The organism is Asanoa ishikariensis (assembly GCF_900107455.1).
Classification (GTDB): domain Bacteria; phylum Actinomycetota; class Actinomycetes; order Mycobacteriales; family Micromonosporaceae; genus Asanoa; species Asanoa ishikariensis.
Genome location: NZ_FNQB01000003.1, coordinates 1,241,253 through 1,259,885 on the forward strand (window position 1 = coordinate 1,241,253; position 18,633 = coordinate 1,259,885).

Genomic DNA, 18,633 nt, shown 5'->3' on the forward strand with positions numbered 1-18,633 from the left:
GAACTTTGAAGATCGCAAACGGATGGCGTACGGATGGCGCGACCAACGAGTCACGGCGTCCTCGCGCGGCGCCTCCTGGCGTCCGGTGGGCCTAACCGCCGCCAGATTTGCTCGGTCCAAGCGCTGGGCTGCCGCCCTGGTCGAGGTGCGTGAGTCGGCGGGCCACGTCCTGTTGCTCAGGTGCCTCCTGCTCGAACAGGGTCAACGCCACCTTGAGATGCTGCCGGGCCTGTTCGGGGTCCTCGTCGATCAGGCAGATGGCCATGCCGTGGGACGCGCGAGCCCGTTCGCCTTCGTTCCCGATAGCGGCTGCCAACTGCAATGCCTGCTCGAAAGCCTCAATCGCGCCGGGTTTCCCAAAGGCGATCAGCGTGTACGCCAGGTCGTTGAAAATCTTGGCGGACACGTGCCTAATTCTGGTCGACGTGGACGCCTCCAGGGCCTGGCGGTGATGTCGTTCGGCTTGGTCGTACATGCCGAGCTCGCGGTAGACGTTTCCGAGGTCGTTCAGGACGTCCACGGCGTCAAAATTCCGTTGTCTCTGGTGAAGGGCCAGGCAAAGACGCAGAATCCGAAGTGCCGGCGCCGGCTGCCCGGCACGAAGTCGAGTCTCCCCCAGCACAGCGAGCGCGGTGAGGAGTCTACGAAGGTCGGTCGTCTGACGAGCGAGGAACAACGCGGTTCGGCCCGTACGCAATGCCCTCTCTGATTGGCCCAGCTCCGCATAGGTTTTGCCGAGCATCGATAGCCAACTCGGAACCATGTCCAGAGTGGAATCACGCGCGATGGCTTCCTCCAGCAAACGCGCTGCGGCCGACATGCGCCCTTGCACCAGATACACTGTTGCCAGGTTCCCTTGACTCACATAGAAACCACTCCAGTCGCCGATTCCACGGCGAATCTCGAGTGCTTCCCGCAGGTGTCGCTCAGCCAGGCCGAGTTTGCCCATGGTGAAGTATCCGGAGGCGAGATAGTTGTGAGCAGCGCTCGCCAAGCTGTCATTGACCAATGCCCTGGCGACCTCCAACGCTATCGTCTGTGTTTCTACGATCTCCTCGACCGCGCTGTTGTTGTACAAGTGTCGCCACACCGCCATTGCCAGCTGTCCGCCGCGTTCGTGGCGGCCCAACGCTGGCGCTGAGCGAATCAAGGTAAGCAGATTGGCCTGCTCTTCAGCGAACCAGCCGGGTCCAGGGTCTGCAGGAGTGAGCTCTCGGCGAAGCGTCGGAGCCGTCTCGAAGTACTGGAAAACCCCGCTGGACGCCCCACCCGGAGACAGGCTCAAGGCGGACGCGGCCGCGTAGTAGTCATAACAGCCGCCTATCCAGCCGGTTCGAACCTCTGCGGGATCGATCGCGTTCGCCAGACTCGCCGCGTAGCTCTTCATCAGATCGTGGAGTCGATAGCGCTCTACGTCGTGCTCGACGAGCAGGTTGGCATCGGCAAGCTCGTCTAGGTCCTGCTGGGACTGCTCGACGGCGCCGTCTGTCGCGGCGGCGACGGTGTACGCCGTCACGTCATCGACCGGTAGCGCCCCGATCACGCGGAACGCGTTTTGCGCGCCAACGGTCAGCTTCTCGTACGAGGTGCTGAAGGCAGCTGTCACCGTGCGGTCTTCAGCAGACAGGTAGGACAGCGCGGACCCGTTCCGCAACCGCGCCGCCAGATCGGCGAGACTCCAGCTGGTGCGACGGCTCACCCGAGCGCCAGCCAGTCGCAGCGCCAACGGATGGTGACCGCACAGCTCGACGATTTGGGCAGCAGCCTCTGGCTCGGCGCCCACACGTCCATGGCCCGCGATTCCGGCCAGCATTTGAATGCCTTCGCTGCCCGTCAGGACCGGAAGCGATTCGGACCATGCAGCGGTGGTGTTGGTGAGTCTTCTCCGGCTGGTCACGATCACTAGACTTCCGGGCGCGTCGGGAAGCAACGTTTCGATCTGTTCCGAGCTTGCGGCGTTGTCGAGTACCACCACACACCGGCGACGCGACAGCTCATCCCTCCACAGCGCCGCCCTTCCTTCCGCCCCAGGTGGCAGGGCGGCGGTGGGGAACCCAAGCTGGCCCAGCAACATCCGTAGAACGACACTCGTTTTGCGGGCCGATGCTTCGGCATGCCCCTGCAGGTCGATGAAGAGTTGAGCATCCGGGTAGCGATCCTTGACCAGGCGTGCCGCATGTACGGCCAGCGTAGTTTTGCCGATCCCTGGCATCCCGTCGATCATCCAGACAAGACTCTCGCCGGCGTGAACCACTTCGTCCACGTGCCTGATTAACCGCTCAACGACACCGTCACGGCCGATGAACCCGTTCGGAGATCGAGGTAACCACGACCTCGGCACCGCCTGAACCGCCGACGCCGCGCCGTTGCTCACCGCGGCGCTCGTCTCGGCGGTTTCCGCCAAACCCGGCGGCGTCGCATCGACCGAATCGGAACCCACGAAGACGCTCCGCTCGGTGTCGATGAACGTCTGCGACGGATCCAAGCCGTGATGGACGCGGAAATACGTCCGGACCCCTCTTGCTACCGCGAGCGCTTCAGTTCGCCGGCCGGTGCGGTGCAGAGCCAGCATCAGCAGGACAGCCGGACGCTCCCGCTCCGGCTGCGCTGCCACCACCTCGCGCAGCACCGGAATCTGCTCGTCGGCATAGCCGACGTTGATCCGAGCCTCGGCCAGCCGCTCGATCGCGTCCAGCCGCTGCTCCTCCAGAGCCGCCCGAGCCGGCTCAGCGAACGCCGCGGCTACGTCAGCCAGAGCGGTGCCTTGCCAAAGCGCCACCGCCTCGCTCAGTTTGCGGGAAGCGGCCGCCCAGTTGGTCCGCCCCGCGAAAGCCGTCGCCTCTCCCACCAAACGCCGAAACACCTGGTAATCAGTGTGTCCTGCTGCGCTAACCAGCTTGTACCCGCCGGTCGTGGTCACGATGGTCTCGGCCTGGCCCCAGGCCAGGAGGGCCTTACGGATGGCAGCGACATCATTCTGTATCTGACTGCGCGCGGTCGAGGGCGGCAGCGCGCCCCAGATCGCTTCGATCAACTCGCCGACGGTGACGGCGCGATTCGGCGCGAGCAGGAGGTAGGCCAGCACAGCGCGACGCCGAGGGCGCTCGAGACGAACCCACCCTTGCCCGACGCGGATCTCGAGCGTGCCCAGCACCCGAAAGCGCATCTGTTCCTCACGGGTTGAGTCATGACGTATCGACGAGCGCCGCATGGCGCCCGCCAGCAGGCTAAACGATGGACGTGATGGTGGCGAAGAGGAGAGCGGCTGCAAGGCCTGGCGGGGGCCGGGTCTGCCAGCCGGAGGCGCAAGCCTGGCTGGACTGGATGAGGGCCAACGGCGTTTCGTGGACGGCGTGGAAACTGTCGACCGGCACTGACTCCACCAACCTGCTGGCCGCCGGAACACCGGTCAGCGGCGGCTGGAACGCCTACCTGCACGGCCATGCACCGATCGTCGTCGCCGGCATGAGGTAACGGCGACCCTTCCGGGCCGCGGCGACAGTCACGGCCCGGAAGGAAACGTTTCGCCAGCACGCCTTGGCGGGTACGAGGGGCGGCCATCGGTACACCACCCCCAGGGAGAACCCCATGTCGGTCCAGGCATTCCTCTACGTTCTCGCCGTCATCCTGATCGTGCTGGCCGCCCTGCCCCTGCGGACGCGGGGGTTCTCCCTGGCCCTGCTCGGCGCGGCCTGCGCACTGCTCGCATACGCCTGGCCGGTGATCACCGGCTGAGCGACCCCGACGTGCACCCGGCGCGGCGCGGCACAATGATCTCGTGGAGCTGACGACCGCACACTGTTGTGCCGGTTCGTCCCTCCTCACCCGGCAGTGCCGGCGCAGGCGACAGGCGTGTGGGCGGCACCAGCGGCAGCATCGACCCCCGGCGAAGACCCGCTGACAGACCCGGCCACCCCCGCTGCGAGCCGAGCAGTGCTCTGGAAGTGCCCCCTTGCCAACGCCTTTGGTTGTGAAGGGGGCACTTCCAAACATCCTCACCTCACGTGGCGGGCACGACGACCGGCGCTGCCGCCACAGGTGCCTGGTCCTGCCCGCTGCGCAGGGCGCGCGCGACCAGCCCGTACCCGATGAGCAGCAGCACCGGCGCGACCAGGCCGGTGACGCGACCGGTGGTCAGCATCAGGAACGCGACGACGCCGACGCCGGTGATCACCGGGACGTACCAGCGCACCAGGCCCGCACGGGAAGCCGCGACCGGCACGAGGATCAGCCCGAGCAGGGCGCCGGCCATTCCCGGTATCGCCACCGCGAGCCCGAACATCGCGTAGCCGTCGGTCCGCGTGGTCACCATCGCCTGCTGGGCGGGGTCGAGTGTCTGCTGCACGCCGAGCGCCAGGTAGTCGCCGATCATCAGCCCGTTCCAGTGGAGCAGGCCGACGACCGCGATGCCGCCGGCGACGAAGGCGAAGACGCGACCCCGGCCGGTGATGCGCCGGACCACCGCGAGCATTCCCGGGATGAACAGGAGCCAGCTCAGGTGCAGGAAGAACGCGCTGGCCTGCGCAAGCTGCGGATCAGTGCTGAACGGGTCGATCCGGGTCGCGGTGCCGGGCATGGTGGCGACGCCGACCGCGAGGGCGACGGGTGCCGCGACCAGGCACGCTTCGCCGACCTTCTGTTTCCAGGTGCTCTCCGCGCCGCCGCCGACGGTTCCCCACGCCTTCGCCACGATCACGATGTTCGCGGCGGTCAGCACGGCCGGCCCGGCCAGCGACAACGGCACCGGCTCGATCGCGAACAGGAAATAGAGCGCGAACCCGGCGAGGGCCGCCCCCGCCGGCCACCACCCGATGACCTTCGCCCGGGCCGCAGCGACCGGCGTGAGCGCGAAGGCCACGAACCAGCCGACCAGACCCGGCAACTGCCAACCCGCGGACATCCACGTGTACGTCGAGACGCGCTCCTCGAACGCCGTAAAGGTGGCAGGTTCGACGGTCTCGGCGACCGCGATCGCGGTGACGTCGGTGAGCACCAGACCGGCGAAGGTGACCAGGCCGACCAGCGTCGCGACCCAGGCGATCGCGCCGAGCACGCGGCCCCGGGCGTGGATCGGGCCGAGCAGGCTCAGGAAGCCGGGGACGAAGAGCACGTACGCCCAGTGCAGGAGCACGGTGTGCCACACGGCACCCTCTGGGTCGGCGCCGACGTGTGTCTCCCAGGCCCCCTCCCCGAGGGCCGGGTCGACCGCGGTCGCGACCAGCAGAAGGACCGGCGCGACGGCCAGGCACAAGAGTCCGGCCCGGCGCCGCAGGACTGTGGATCCATTCATCTCGTTCTCCCCTTCCCCCCGGCGACCTGCCGGGGCTCGGGGAACGTATGGCTGCCCGGCCGCCCCGGTCGTCCTTCCCTGGGCAGACCGGCGTCCGCCGCGTGGGGGATACGCGGTCCGCCGGTGGACGGGCGCTGGCCGACGACGCCGCCCGTACGCTCGGGCAATGCTCTCTCGGCGGATGATGCGGGTCGACGTCGTCGTGGCTGTCGTGTTCCTGGCAATCGGCTTGGTCGAGGAGCTGACGGCGCCGCACCAGCTGTCGTGGTGGTGGGCCCGCCTCGCCCTGGCGACACTGCTGGTGCTGGTCCGTCGGGCGGCCCCGCTCGGCACGATGGTCGTTGACGTCGTGGTCCTGCAGACCCTGCTGATGCCGATGTCGGTCGACAACTACCGGGTGTGGCAGGCGTTCTGCATGTTGATCGGCATGCACACGATCGGCCGCGAGATCATCCTCCGCGGCCCCGACCGCGATCCCCTCTGGCGGCGCGCCGCCGCCCTGGTCGTGGTCGCCGGCAGCGTGGTCTACCTGGTCCTGCAGGACCTGGCGATGCTGTCGGACTACTTCGCGACGGTCGGCTACCTCCTCGCCGCGTGGGTGTCGGGTCTGCTCCTGCAGATCCAGGCCCGCCGCATCGCCGAACGCAACGCGGCCGTGGCCGCCGCCGAGGCTTTGCGCGCCCGTGAGGCCCTGGCCGACGAGCGCGCCCGCATCGCGCGCGAGCTCCACGACATCGTCGCCCACAGCGTGACGGTCATGGTCCTGCAGGCAAGCGTCGTACGCCGCCGCCTGTCCGAGTCGCAGGAATCCGAACGCCACCTGCTGTCCTCCGTGGAGGACGCCGGCCGCGAGGCGGTGACCGAGCTGCGCCGCACGCTCGGCCTGCTCCGCGGCGCGGCGTCGCCGGAGCTGGCGCCCCAGCCCAGCTTGAGCCGCCTGGACGACCTGGTCGACCAGCTGCGCGCGTCGGGCCTCGCCGTACGCGTGCGCGTCACCGGCACGCCGCTGATGTTGGCGCCGAGCCTCGACCTGTCGGCCTACCGCATCCTGCAGGAGTCGCTGACCAACGTCCTGAAGCACTCCGGCACCGACCGGGCGGACGTGACCATCTCCTACTCCCCCGACGCGTTGTCCCTCTCGGTCGTAGACCCCGGCGGCCGCTCTTCGCTGCCGTCCGCCGCCCGCCCACCGGGCGTGGGCGGCGGCCAGATCGCGGGCGCGGGCACGGCAGTCGGCGCGGGTCACGGCATCGTCGGGTTGCGCGAGCGCGCCGCCATGTTCGGGGGCACTCTTGAGGCCGCGCCACAGTCCGGGGGCGGCTTCCGCGTCACCGCGAACCTCCCGATTCCGACCCGCGCCGACTACACGCATCCTCCGGAGTGGACCCGCGGGCCGGCGGCGGTCGGGGAAGGGACCGGTGCGCGGTGATCAGGGTGGCCATCGCCGACGACCAGGCGATGATCCGAGCCGGGCTGCGGATGGTGCTGGAGACCGAGCCCGACCTCAGCGTCGTAGGCGAGGCCTGCGACGGCGCCGACGCGCTGGCCGTGGTCCAGCGGACGTCTCCCGATGTCGTCCTGCTCGACATCGCTATGCCACGGATGGACGGCCTCGCCGCAGCTCGGCGCCTGGCCGCGCTGCCCGACCCGCCGCGGGTCATCGTGTTGACCACGTTCGACAGCGACGAGAACCTCTACGCCGCGCTGCGTGCCGGCGCCAGCGGCTTCCTCCTCAAGGTCTCACCTCCCGAACATCTCGTCACCGCGATCCGGGTGGTCGCCGCTGGTGCCTCGATCCTCGATCCGGCCGTCACGACCCGGGTGATCGCCGCATTCACCCGCCAGCCCGCCCCGGCGCCACCGGCCGCGCTCGACCTGCTGACCCCGCGCGAGCTCGAGGTGCTCGGCCTCCTCGGCCGTGGACTGTCCAACGTGGAGATAGCCGCCCGGCTCGGCCTCGGTGACGCTACGGTAAAGACCCATGTGGCCCGGGTGCTCATGAAGCTCGAGCTCCGAGACCGCGTCCAGGCCATCATCTGGTCGTACGAGAGCGGCGTGCTCCGCGTCGGCGACGCTGGGCTCCCATGATCGCTCGCAGCTGACAGGTATCCCGTACCGCGTAAGCTCGTAAACCAGCTCCGTTCATGCGGCGGAGCCGCGAGGACCGCTGGCGGGTCCTCGCGGCGTTCGATGTATCTCGGTGCCGCGTGAGAGGTCCTAGGTGACGTCGAGGGTCACGATCCGCATGCCCCCGGCGCGGCAGGCTTTCTCCCAGCCCCGCATGGATTCGGTGTTCATGAAGTTCGCGGTGGACTGGTTGAAGGCGCCACCCCGGTAGCGCCACACGGCCACCACGTAGGCGTCGTTGTTGAACGCCTTGAGGATTCGCAGCTCCCAGCCGGCCTCCTTGCGCAGCCGGTTGAGCTTCTGGAAGGCACTCTCGTTGTTGGCATCGACGCCGGCAGCCAGGATGCCGTAGTTCCATTTCTGGCCCGAGCTGCCCTGGTCCGAGCGCCACAGCCCACCGATCTTGCCGTCGTCACGGATGACGATGTCGACGAGGCGGAAACCCTGGTCCCACAACACGTCGTCCTGGTTCACGAAGTCCGTCCACGTCGGGATGGCGGTCCGCCAGAACCGATCGCCGGTGCCCGGGCGCCATACCGCGAAGAACTCGTCGCCGTCACGATCGAGCTCGGCCATGCGCAGGCCCTGGTCGTAGTAGATGTCGTCCCAGAGCTCGAGCTCGCCGATCGACATGTGGCCGTGCACCCACTGGGCGCCCGAGCCCGGCCGCCAGACCGCGGTGACGTCGTGGCCGACCACGTCCAGCTCGGTGATCCGGTATCCGTTGTCGAAATAGAAGTCGTCCCGTTCGAGGAACGACGACCAGCTCTGGTCGTGATACCAGTACTCGTTCCCCGGGTTCACCACGGTGCTGCAGCTCGCGTGGTAGCCGCCGTACGGCGCGGCCGCCGCCGGCGCCGAGGCGACGTGCAGGACGCCGGCCACGGCCATAACGCTGACCGCCGCGATGCGCGCGATCCTCTTGAACATCATGCCCTCCCCTTCGATGCGGGATCGTTGTTGCCCCGCATCGAAGGGGAGGGCGGTTGCGCACCCGTTGTGACAATGTTGTGCCGCAGCTCAGCTTGGTCAGCGGTAACCGGCGTTCACCACGTTGGCCTGCACCGCGTTCTCCGTCGCGTCGGATGGATAGCCGGCGACCATCGCCCCTTCATAGAAGGTGCCCGCGCTGAGGTTGGCGCCGCCGTCGGGCTTGCAGCAGTCACCGCCGCTGCCCAGGATGATCGCGCCCTGTTTGCGCATCGGGCTGTATCCCGACGGAAGCGAACCGTCCCAGAGCGTATAGAGGCTGCCGGACTGGGCGTTGCTGCCCTTGATGGCGAAGCGGCTCGTGCCGTTGTTCTTCAGCGTCGCGGTGACGAACTTGCTGGTGAAGGCGCGCTGGTTGGAGTTCCAGCTCTGGCTGCCGCCGGAGAACAGGCCCCACTCGAGGTCAGCCTGCACCCATGGACCGCTGCCGGAGCAGCCACCGAACCAGCACTGGGTGCTGAAGTTGATGGCGTCCATCGCGCCGGCGGCGTCGGCCTTGCGGGTCGTCTCGCTGTTGCCGTAGTCGAAGCAGCAACCGCCGTTGACGTGGGTGCCGCTGGTCACCACGTACATGCCCTCGGGCGCGGCACCGGTCGGCACGCCGGTCAGGTGTCCGTCCCGCCAGTAGCTGTTGCCGGGATTGATGTACAACGAGTAGGCCTTGGCGCCGCCCACCGTCAGGGACTCCGACGTCGCGACCGCCGGCCTGCTCTGCGGCGAGCCCGGCACGACGCTCGACCCCTGATACCAGAGGTCGTTGCCGCGACCGGCCTGGTCGAAGACGACCGTGATCACACACGTCGTGTTGGCACAGAACGCGTCCTGCGTTGCCGCGTTCGCGGTGCCGCCGGCGCTGGACACGGCGATGTCGCGGGTGGTGTTGTCCGACGAGCGCCGGACCTGGTAGAGGTTGCCCGCGTACGCACCGTAGAGCGCCCGCGTCGTGCTGTGGGCCGCGACGCACGGAGTGCCGCCGGAGGCGTAGATGTCGCACGGGCGCGCGCCGGTCGGCTGCTGCGTGCTCGGCGACGTCCATTGCTGGTTGGTGCCGCCGTGGCACGCCCACAGGTGGACCTTCGTGCCGTTCGCGGTGCCGTTGGCGTTGGCATCGAGGCACAGCCCGGACTGCACCCCGGTGATGGTGCCGTTGGTGTTCACGTTCCACTGTTGGTTGGCCTGGCCGTTGCAGGTCCAGATGATCGCGGCCGTGCCGTTGGCGGTGCCCTGACCCGAGGCGTCGAGGCACTTGTTGCCGTACACCATGAGCTGTCTGGTCGACGTCCATGTCCAGGTCTGGTTGGTCCCGCCCTGGCAGTCCCACAACTGGACCGCGGCGCCGTTGGCGGTGCTGGCGTTGGCCACCTCCAGGCAGCGGCCGGACTGGACGCCGGCGATCCGGGTGCTCTGCCCCGGCTCGATGGCGGCCGCCGACACGGGCGCGGCGCCGACGGTGGTGGCGCCGACTCCGATGAGCAGGCCGATCAGCGCACCGGCCAGAGCGGGGAGACGTCGAAGGGGACGGCTTCGCAGTCGCACGAGTAGCTCCTCAATGGTGAGTTGAGTGGGTCAGCGACCCCAGATCCGCCACGTCTGGTTCAGCGGGCTGCCCTGACCGGTCGGGTTGCAGGTCCATTGGTGGACGATCGCCCGCGCCGCCGTGGAGACCGCGTTGACGTCGACGCACTTGCCGCTGTGGCGGGCGACAAGCTGATAGTCGTGCGCGTCGTTGCCCGAATAGCTGACGCGGCGGAGGGTGAACTGCTGGTTGAGGCCGTTCGCGCAGGTCCACTGGATCACGGCGGCGCCGTTGGCGGTCGAGACGCCGCTGACGTCGAGGCACTTGCCGCTCTGCTGGTTGACCACCGTGAACGTGTCGGCTACGCCGGTGACGGGGCGGAAGTTCCAGAGCTGCTGGTCGCCGCCCTCGCAGTAGAACTGCTGCTGGGCGTTGCCGTCCGCGGCGCTCGTGCCGGTGTTGTCCAGGCACTGCTGGGAGTGCTGGGCCACGGCCACCGACTGGAAGGAGCCGTCCGAGGGTGGCAGCAGGGTGACCGTGTAGGTGTCGGTCTGGTTCGCGTACGGCAGGGTCACCGTGACGTTGTTGTTGGACACGTTGACCACGCTGTTCGAGACGGTGATCGGGCCCTGCACCGCGCCGCCGCCGTTGTTCGGCACGCGTTGCGTGCGGACGCGCACCTGGTTGTTCTGCACGAGGCCGCTGGTGGTGTCCAGCCGCTGCAGGTTGACGGTCAGGTTGCCGGTGGTGCGGCCGCCGCCGACCAGGACCCTTGCCTCGCCGGTGGCCTTCGTGGCGTACGCGTCGTAGGACTGGCTCGCGGTCACCGCGACCGCCTGCCCGCTCTGGGACCCGTAGTAGCGGTAGGCCCACCACTCGCCCTTGGGCTGGTGCTGCCCGGCGGAGTTGCGGACCAGCAGGTTGGCGATGTCGTTGTGCAGGTTGCCGCCGCCGGCCCAGTTCGCCCGCAGGCCGTCGGCCCGGGCGCGTTCCAGGCGTGCGATGTACCAGGCGCCGTCGGCGGGGTTCTGCTCGTCGGGCGCTCCGTACTCGTTGATCTGGTACGGACGGGGGTGGGCTATGCCGCGCGGGTCGAGCGTGGCGTTGGCGGCGGCGACGTTGGCGACCGGGTCGCCCGGCAGCGAGTGCCAGCTGACGATGTCCGGCACCGTGTTGGTCGAGCGCACGAAGTCGAGGTACTGGTTCCAGAAGGTGTGGCTGGTGGACGGCACGCAGGCGCAGCTCGGCCCGACGATGAGCTGGTTCGGGAACTCCGCGCGGAGGCGCTGGTAGGTGCGCCGCCACAGTTCCAGGTACTGGGAGATCGGGCGGTTCCAGAAGATGGTGATGTTGGGTTCGTTCCAGAGGTCCCATTGCACGGTGATCCCCGCCGTCCGTACGTCGCTGACGAGGCGGGTCAGGAAGCTGTCGTAGTCGCTCCAGTTGCCGTTGTCGCCCGGGAAGCGGGAGATTCCGGCACCGTCCGCGCCCCACAGGTCGTGCGGCAGGATGATGAACGTGCCGCCGAGGGCCGCGGTCCGGCGGGCCTGGGCGAGGGTGGAGCTCCACCGGCGGTCGTACGTCCCACCGACCCACCCGCTCCCGGCGAGCTGCGCGCCGCCGGCCCGCATGTACTGGAACTTCACGTCGCGGTAGAAGTGGTCGGCCGGACCGCTGGCGTTCTCGGTCATGCCGTAGATCCAGCCGGACGCGCGATAGGTCGGCGTGCCGGTGGTCGTGGCGAAGTTGACGCTGATCGACTCGTCTGCGGCCTGGGCCGGAGACGCGGCCACGGTGACGGTGGCGGCGGCAGCGAGCAGGCCGACCACGAACCGGGCGGCGATCGCTCGGACTGGTCCTGGCCTGCCACGGGACGGGGTTTGCACGGGCGGCTCCTTGATGGGCGTGGGGACGACGCGCTCCGGGGCTGCACTGCGAATCGATTCGCTCGGATCGTATGACCGAGACTCAAGGATGTCAATGGATGTCGCGCCGCTGGCAATGCGGCTGTGGTTGACCATCGCGTAGTCGACCTGATCATCTCTTGACCGCCGAGTATGGACAGACCTATCTTCGGGCGAACCGATTCGTCGAATCGGTTCGCTACGGAAATGAGGCAGCACATGACAAGGCTCAGCCGACCGCGGCGCCTGGCCGCCGTCGCCGTGATAGCCCTCTGCGCCGTGACAACGGCCGCCTGCTCGTCGTCCAGCGACGACCCCGCCGGCGGCGGAGGCGGCACCTACCTCGTCTGGGACCCCTACCCACAGTTCGCCGACGACTCCGACTGGGTCGCACTGCTGAAGAAGTGCGGGACCTCCGCGGGAGTAACCGTCGAGCGGACCGGCTACGACACCACCGACCTGACCAACAAGGCCCTGCTCGCCGCCCAACAGGGCAACTCGCCGGACGTGCTCGTCGTCGACAACCCGGTGATATCGACGCTGGCCGAGGCCGGCGCCCTGACCACCACCGAGGAGAACAAGCTGGACGTGTCGAGCATGGAGGCCAACCTGCTCGGCGCCGGCCAGAGCGAGGGCAAGACCTACGGGGTGCCGATCGGGGCCAACACCCTCGCCCTGTACTACAACAAGGACCTGCTGGACGGTGCGGGCGTCGATCCCGGCTCGATCAAGGACTGGACGTCGCTGACCGCGGCGCTGACCAAGGTCAAGGCGGCCGGGAAGAAGGGCATCACCTTCTCCGCGATCGGCACCGAGGAGGGCAGCTTCCAGTTCCTGCCCTGGTTCTGGGGCTCTGGCGCACAACTGACCAGCTTGGACTCCGCGCAGGCGGTGTCCGCGCTGACGCTCTGGACCGACTGGCTCAAGCAGGGGCACGCCCCGAACTCCGTCATCAACAACACCCAGACCACGAGCTGGCAGGAGTTCGCCACGGGCGAGTACGCCTTCGCCGAGAACGGCACCTGGCAACTGGGCAACGCCGAGAAGCTCGGGTTCGGGTACGGCACCATCGCGATCCCGGCGAGCACGGGCGGCCCGGCGCCGGCGCCGACAGGGGGCGAGTTCGTCTCCATCCCGGTGCAGAGCGACGCCGGCCGGTACGCCACGACGCAGCAGCTCGTCACCTGCCTGACCAGCGCCGACAACCTGCTCACGACCGACGCCACGCTCTCCTACGTCGCACCGGTCGCCGCTGTGCAGGAACGCCAGGTCGCCGCGGACCCCAAGCTCAAGGTCTGGGTGGAGGCCGTCAAGGTGGCCCGGGGCCGCACCGGCGACAACCTCGGCACGAAATACCCGAAGATCTCCGAACCCCTGTGGACAGCGGTGCAGGCGGCCCTGAGCGGCACCAAGACACCGCAGGAGGCGCTCGCCGCCGCACAGGCCGCCGCCTCGAACGGATAGCGCCGACCGACCCGATGACTCCCCCGACACGTACCCGCCGGTGGCCGGCGTGGGCGTTCCTGGCGCCCGTGACCGGCTACCTGGTGGCCTTCTACGCCTACCCGCTCTACCGCAACGTCGAGTTGAGCCTGCGCGAGTACACCGTGCGCTCGTTCGTGCAGGGTGGTGCGCCCTTCGCCGGCCTGGACAACTACCGCACCGTCCTGTCCGACCCGACGTTCTGGCCGACGCTGGCGCACACCCTGGTCTTCACCGGCGGCTCGCTCGCCTTCCAGTTCACCTTCGGGATGGCCCTGGCGCTGTTCTTCCACCAGCACTTCCCGCTGTCGCGCACGCTGCGCGCGTTGATCCTCGTGCCGTGGCTGCTGCCGCTGATCGTCTCGGCGTCGACCTGGTCATGGCTGCTCAACAGCGACTCGGGCCTGGTCAACGCGGCACTGGGCGTGGTCGGGATCGAACCGGTCCACTGGCTCACCTCGCCGGGCTGGTCGCTGGCCTCGGTGACCATCGCGAACATCTGGATCGGCATCCCGTTCAACCTGGTGGTGCTCTACAGCGGCCTGCAGGCGATCCCGGCCGAGGTGTACGAGGCGTCCGCACTTGACGGCGCGACGGGCTGGCAGCGGTTCTGGTCGATCACCCTGCCGTTGCTGCGGCCGGTCTCGGCGATCACGCTGCTGCTGGGACTGATCTACACGTTGAAGGTCTTCGACATCATCTGGATCATGACCAAGGGCGGCCCGACCGGCTCCTCGGCGACGCTCGCCATCTGGTCGTACCGGCTCAGCTTCGGCAATCTGCTGCCCGAGTTCGGTCCGGGCGCGGCGATCGGCAACCTGCTCATCGTGATGGCCCTGGTCGCCGGGCTCCTCTACATCCGGCTCGAGCGAAGGCAGCACCTGCGATGACCACGTCGAGGCCGCGCGCCTGGTGGAAGACCGGCGTCGGGCTGGTGCTGACCGGGCTGATGCTTTTCCCCGTCTACTGGATGGTCAACGTCTCGTTCACCCGGGACCGGGACCTGCGGGCCACCCCGCCGCACCTACTGCCGACCGACGGCACGTGGGACGGCTACCGGGCGGTGATCGACCAGCAGCTTCCGTACCTGGGCACCAGCTTCGTGGTTGGTCTCGGGACAGTGGCGCTGACCGTGGCGCTGGCCGCCCCCGCCGGATACGCGCTGGCGAAACTGCGGCCACCGGGCGGACGGGCGCTGAGCTTCGTGCTGCTGATCGCCCAGATGATCCCGGGAATCATCATGGCGATGGGCTTCTACGCCAGCTACCTCACCCTGGGCATCCTCAACACGCTGCCGGGCCTGATCCTGGCCGACTCGACCCTGGCGGTGCCGTTCGCCGTCCTGATCTTCACGGCCTTCATGTACGGAATTCCCGACGAGCTGCTCCAGGCCGCCGTGATCGACGGGGCCGGCCGGCTGCGTACCTTCTGGTCGGTCGTGCTGCCGGTCAGCCGCAACTCGGTCGTCACCGTGTCGCTGTTCGCGTTCCTGTGGTCGTGGTCGGACTTCATCTTCGCCTCGACCCTGGTCGGCGGCGGCGACCACCAGCCCATCACCCTCGGCATCTACCACTACATCGGCAACAACAACCAGCAGTGGAACGCCATCATGGCCACCGCTGTCGTCGCCTCCATCCCCGCCGCCATCCTGCTGATCCTCGCCCAGCGCTACGTCTCGATGGGCGTGACCGCCGGCGCCGTCAAGGACTGACCAACCGCACCGCAGAGAGGCAACCGCCACCCATGACCGTCGCCCCGTCCGGTCCGCAGTTCTCCATCCAGGACATCCCGTTCAGCTACCACGGCTCGTGGCTCAACATCTCCCCGGTGGTAGGCGAGAAGACGTACGCAGAGGACCTGCACCTGGTCTCGCACCAGGGCGGGCTGCACCCCGTGCTGCGGCTGTCGCCCACGGACGCCAATACGACGGTCATCGCCACGCCGTCCCTGCTGACCTGGCACGCCGGGCCGGGCCGGATCGACGCCGTCTTCGACGGCCCCGAGACCGTGCGGATCCGGGGCCGGCGGCTCGGTCTGCGGATCGCGGCGGCCGAACCCGCCCTGACCCCGTTCAGCGGCACCTACCTCTACCACGACCCGGTCGACGACTCGCACGTGTTCACCTCGTACGAGACCGGCCGCCGCTACCGGGTCACGATGCTGGCCGGTGCGCTACAGGGCACCGAAGGTGTCGAGGCGCTGGGGACCGCGGAGCGTCACCTGGACCTGTCGGGCGATCAGCCCTGGGAGATCGCCGTCGAGGAGTACGCCACCGCCCGCCGGCCGTACCACCGGACCGCCCTCTTCGACCGCCTGTGCCTGGACCGGAGCACCGAGTTCACCGCGTTCGTCGACGCGATCGCGCCGTGGCGCGGCGCGGACACCCCGGCCGCCGAACTCGCCGCCTACGTGCTCTGGTCGGCGACGGTGCGCCCGGCGGGCTTCGTCACCCGGCCGGCCGTGCTGATGTCCAAGCACTGGATGGACAAGGTGTGGAGCTGGGACCACTGCTTCAACGCGATCGCGCTGGCGGCCGGGGAGCCGGAGCTCGCTTGGCACCAGTTCCACCTGCCCTTCGACCACCAGGACGAGGCCGGCGCCCTGCCCGACTCCATCACCCACTCCGAGGTCCTGCACAACTACGTCAAACCCCCGATCCACGGCTGGGCCCTGCGACACCTGCGCCGGCGCCTGCCCGCGCAGCCGCAGCGGGCGGCGTTGGCCGAGACGTACGACCGGCTGGCCCGGTGGACCGGCTTCTGGCTCGACTCGCGCCGCTCCCCCGGTCAGGACCTGCCCCACTACCAGCACGGCAACGACAGCGGCTGGGACAACGCCACCACCTTCGACGACGACCGCGTCCTGCAGACGGCCGATCTCGCCGCGTTCCTCATATCGCAGTTGCGCTGCCTGGCCGACCTCGCCACCGAGCTCGGCGAACCCGCCGACGCCTGGGCCCACGAGGCCGACCGGATCCACTCCGCCATGCTGCGGGAGCTCTGGGACGGTGCCCGGTTCCTTTCCCGCGCGCCCCGGACAGGGCGGCGGCGGGCCAGCCGCAGCCTGCTCGACCTGATGCCCGTCGCGCTCGGCGCCGACCTGCCGGCCCCGGTCCACACCGCGCTGGCCCGGGGCGTGCGGACCCACCTGACCACGCACGGCCTGGCCACCGAGCCGACGGACTCGGCCCACTACCTCGCCGACGGCTACTGGCGTGGACCGATCTGGGCACCGTCCACGGTCCTGGTCGAGGACGGCTTGCGACGGGCCGGGCACACGGGGATCGCGGACGACATCGCGGCGCGGTTCCTGGCGCTGTGTGAGAAGTCGGGCTTCGCGGAGAACTTCGACGCCGAAACCGGTGCCGGGCTCCGCGACCGTGCGTACACGTGGACCGCCAGCAGCTATTTGATCCTCGCCGCCGCCCAGCAGGAGAGACGCCTTTAGCGGGTCGGCACCGGGCCGGTGCTGGAGCGCAGCGAAATGGGCGGGCTGTGCAGGTGGTGCCGCGGCACGCCCCCGGGCGAGGCGATGATCTCCAACAGCAGGGCCACGGCCTCGGCGCCCATGTCCCGCGTCGGCACGTCCGCAGCGGTCAACGGTGGCCGGAAGTCCTCTGCCCAATGCTGGGCCGCGACCCCGGTCACGGAGAAGTCGGCCGGGACGGACAGGCCGGCGCCGGTCAGCGCGCGCTGGATTCCCGGCAACGCGGCCTCGTTGATGGTGGCCACCGCGGTGACATCCGGGTGGGTGGCGAGCAACTGCTCCACGCACGCCTCGCCGGAGGCGGCGTCGTCGCCGCAGCAGACGTCGACGCCGGTCAGGCTGCGCTCCACCACCGCCGCCCGGAACCCGGCCAGCGCGCGATGGCTGGGGCCGTAGCCCGTGGCCACCAACTCGGCAGAACGGTTGACCAGGGCGACGTGCCGGTGGCCGAGATCGGCCAGGTGGTGCACGCACCGGGCGATCAGACCGGCGTAGTCGATGTCGATCCAGCTCATGCCGTGCGGTTCGGCGGTCCGCCCGATCGTCACGAACGGCAGCCCCGCCTTGGCCAGCCGGGTCACCCGGTCGTCGGCCAGCCGGATCTCCATCAGGACCACGCCGTCGACCCGGCGCCCGGTCACGATCCGCTCGAACGACCGGTCGTGCTCGCCACCGGACGGCGACAACAGAACGTCGAGGTCGTGCCGGGCGGCGGCCTCGATGACGCTGGCGACAAAGCCCAGTTGCATGTCGGTCAGCCGCTGGCTGGCCGGCGGGATCACCAGGCCGAGGGTGCGGGTGCGCCCTTCCTTCAGCGCGCGAGCGCTGGCGTTGGGCCGGTAGTCCAGCTCGTCGATGACCGCCTGGATCCGCTGCCGGGTCGCCTCGGAAACGGTGCGCTTGCCGCTCAGCACATAGGAGACGGTGCTGCGGGACACTCCCGCACGGCGGGCGATCTCCCCGATGTTCATCCGCCACCCCTCGACGCTCCGCCGACGAGCATAACCGTGCCGCACTGCGACGCAGTAGCTCGTCGGGCTGGCACCCGCGGCGCGAACGGCACCGCGGCGCCGGAGCCGACTATTTTCGACTGATTGGTGAGGCGAGAGGAAAGCCCCTCACGGCGAGCACAACACGCGCGACGGTGCGGCCGCGCGGGTCCTCTTCGGCGACGGCTCCTTCCCGGACGTGACCCACCACCTGGGGCTAGTATCGTCGCGTTGATCAACTCGAGGCGAGGAGTGTCGATGCGACGCGCGGCGGTCAGCCTGACGGCGTTGGCTCTGGCCGTGGGAGCGACCGCCTGCGAGTCGACCCCGGTCGCCGCTCCCCCGGCCACGCCGACGCCGACCACCGCCGCCCCGCGGCCCGCCGCGGCCGCGCGCCCCGCCACCGCGGCCGTCTGCGCCGAGGCCGTCCAGATCAGCGACGCCGGCGCGAAGGTGTACAGCCGGACCCTCGACGAGCTGTACGTGCTCGCCCGCTCCGACCTCGACCAGGCGACGATCGACGCGCGCTCCGCAGAGAAGGAGCGGGTGCTGGACGAGGCCGTGGGCGTGTGGGCCGACCGACTGACCACGTTGGCCCGGCTCGACGTCGACCCGCCCGCTCGCACCGCGCTGCTGCAGGGAGCCAGCACCATCAAACACGTCAACGACCCGGCCACCCCGATCTCCGTCGGCGAGGTCCGCACCACGCTGGAGCGCATGGGCGGCACGATCGCCGCCTCCTGCCCCGCCTAGCTCTCCTCGAACACCTCGGCGGGCCACGGTGTCGGCGCATCCAAGGTTCGGAGCCGGCTCCAGGCCGAGGCCCGACGCGACACCATCCGCTGGATC

The 18,633-nt window shown here is 69.2% G+C and carries 15 protein-coding genes; 9 read left to right on the plus strand and 6 right to left on the minus strand.

All coding sequences use genetic code 11. The features are described 5' to 3' along the window. Window positions 1–91: 91 nt before the first annotated feature. Window positions 92–3,211, minus strand: a complete 3,120-nt coding sequence (locus BLV39_RS29605; RefSeq protein ID WP_090799934.1) for an AfsR/SARP family transcriptional regulator — start codon at window positions 3,209–3,211, stop codon at window positions 92–94. 23 nt (window positions 3,212–3,234) lie between these two features. Here BLV39_RS29605 and BLV39_RS42540 point away from each other — a divergent pair, with 23 nt between their 5' ends. Continuing rightward, window positions 3,235–3,474 carry a glycoside hydrolase family 5 protein gene (locus tag BLV39_RS42540; protein WP_143049933.1) on the plus strand — a complete coding sequence of 80 codons (240 nt, stop codon included), beginning with the start codon at window positions 3,235–3,237 and terminating at the stop codon, window positions 3,472–3,474. A gap of 114 nt (window positions 3,475–3,588) precedes the next feature. Beyond that, window positions 3,589–3,735, plus strand: a complete 147-nt coding sequence (locus BLV39_RS43215; RefSeq protein WP_176985138.1) for a hypothetical protein — start codon at window positions 3,589–3,591, stop codon at window positions 3,733–3,735. A 265-nt stretch (window positions 3,736–4,000) separates the two neighbouring features. On the opposite strand, the gene BLV39_RS29610 is transcribed toward BLV39_RS43215, so the two are convergent. Further along, the gene (locus BLV39_RS29610; protein WP_143049934.1) at window positions 4,001–5,290 is read right to left on the minus strand and encodes a hypothetical protein; all 1,290 of its coding nucleotides are present in this window, start codon (window positions 5,288–5,290) and stop codon (window positions 4,001–4,003) included. 166 nt (window positions 5,291–5,456) lie between these two features. Between BLV39_RS29610 and BLV39_RS29615 the strand changes: the two genes are divergently transcribed. Both BLV39_RS29615 and BLV39_RS29620 read left to right on the plus strand, forming a co-directional pair. Further along, window positions 5,457–6,719 carry a sensor histidine kinase gene (locus BLV39_RS29615; RefSeq protein WP_090799936.1) on the plus strand — a complete coding sequence of 421 codons (1,263 nt, stop codon included), beginning with the start codon at window positions 5,457–5,459 and terminating at the stop codon, window positions 6,717–6,719. Next, window positions 6,716–7,378 (plus strand): response regulator, encoded by a 663-nt coding sequence (locus tag BLV39_RS29620; protein ID WP_090800788.1) that lies wholly within the window; start codon window positions 6,716–6,718, stop codon window positions 7,376–7,378. The genes BLV39_RS29615 and BLV39_RS29620 overlap by 4 nt, the downstream gene beginning before the upstream one ends. Window positions 7,379–7,507: 129 nt before the next feature. On the opposite strand, the gene BLV39_RS29625 is transcribed toward BLV39_RS29620, so the two are convergent. From BLV39_RS29625 to BLV39_RS29635, 3 genes are all read right to left on the minus strand, one after another. Beyond that, on the minus strand, window positions 7,508–8,350 hold the full coding sequence (locus tag BLV39_RS29625) for a hypothetical protein (protein ID WP_090799937.1): 843 nt from the start codon (window positions 8,348–8,350) through the stop codon (window positions 7,508–7,510). A 96-nt stretch (window positions 8,351–8,446) separates the two neighbouring features. Further along, window positions 8,447–9,943: an arabinofuranosidase catalytic domain-containing protein gene (locus tag BLV39_RS29630; RefSeq protein ID WP_239083406.1), complete on the minus strand. Its 1,497-nt coding sequence runs from the start codon at window positions 9,941–9,943 to the stop codon at window positions 8,447–8,449. A 30-nt stretch (window positions 9,944–9,973) separates the two neighbouring features. Continuing rightward, window positions 9,974–11,809: an RICIN domain-containing protein gene (locus BLV39_RS29635; RefSeq protein WP_090799938.1), complete on the minus strand. Its 1,836-nt coding sequence runs from the start codon at window positions 11,807–11,809 to the stop codon at window positions 9,974–9,976. A gap of 237 nt (window positions 11,810–12,046) precedes the next feature. Here BLV39_RS29635 and BLV39_RS29640 point away from each other — a divergent pair, with 237 nt between their 5' ends. From BLV39_RS29640 to BLV39_RS29655, 4 genes are read left to right on the plus strand one after another with little or no spacing between them, the layout of a single operon-like run. Beyond that, window positions 12,047–13,291, plus strand: coding sequence for a sugar ABC transporter substrate-binding protein (locus BLV39_RS29640; RefSeq protein WP_090799939.1), 1,245 nt, complete (start codon window positions 12,047–12,049; stop codon window positions 13,289–13,291). Between the two features lie 14 nt (window positions 13,292–13,305). After that, window positions 13,306–14,199 carry a carbohydrate ABC transporter permease gene (locus tag BLV39_RS29645; protein ID WP_090799940.1) on the plus strand — a complete coding sequence of 298 codons (894 nt, stop codon included), beginning with the start codon at window positions 13,306–13,308 and terminating at the stop codon, window positions 14,197–14,199. Continuing rightward, on the plus strand, window positions 14,196–15,020 hold the full coding sequence (locus tag BLV39_RS29650) for a carbohydrate ABC transporter permease (RefSeq protein ID WP_090799941.1): 825 nt from the start codon (window positions 14,196–14,198) through the stop codon (window positions 15,018–15,020). The genes BLV39_RS29645 and BLV39_RS29650 overlap by 4 nt, the downstream gene beginning before the upstream one ends. A gap of 32 nt (window positions 15,021–15,052) precedes the next feature. Further along, window positions 15,053–16,756, plus strand: a complete 1,704-nt coding sequence (locus BLV39_RS29655; protein WP_090799942.1) for an amylo-alpha-1,6-glucosidase — start codon at window positions 15,053–15,055, stop codon at window positions 16,754–16,756. Here BLV39_RS29655 and BLV39_RS29660 read toward each other — a convergent pair. Then, the gene (locus BLV39_RS29660) at window positions 16,753–17,766 is read right to left on the minus strand and encodes a LacI family DNA-binding transcriptional regulator (protein WP_090799943.1); all 1,014 of its coding nucleotides are present in this window, start codon (window positions 17,764–17,766) and stop codon (window positions 16,753–16,755) included. The two genes, BLV39_RS29655 and BLV39_RS29660, sit on opposite strands and share 4 nt — an antisense overlap. A gap of 276 nt (window positions 17,767–18,042) precedes the next feature. Here BLV39_RS29660 and BLV39_RS29665 point away from each other — a divergent pair, with 276 nt between their 5' ends. Beyond that, window positions 18,043–18,537 carry a hypothetical protein gene (locus BLV39_RS29665; protein ID WP_143049935.1) on the plus strand — a complete coding sequence of 165 codons (495 nt, stop codon included), beginning with the start codon at window positions 18,043–18,045 and terminating at the stop codon, window positions 18,535–18,537. The last annotated feature ends 96 nt before the right edge of the window (window positions 18,538–18,633 follow it).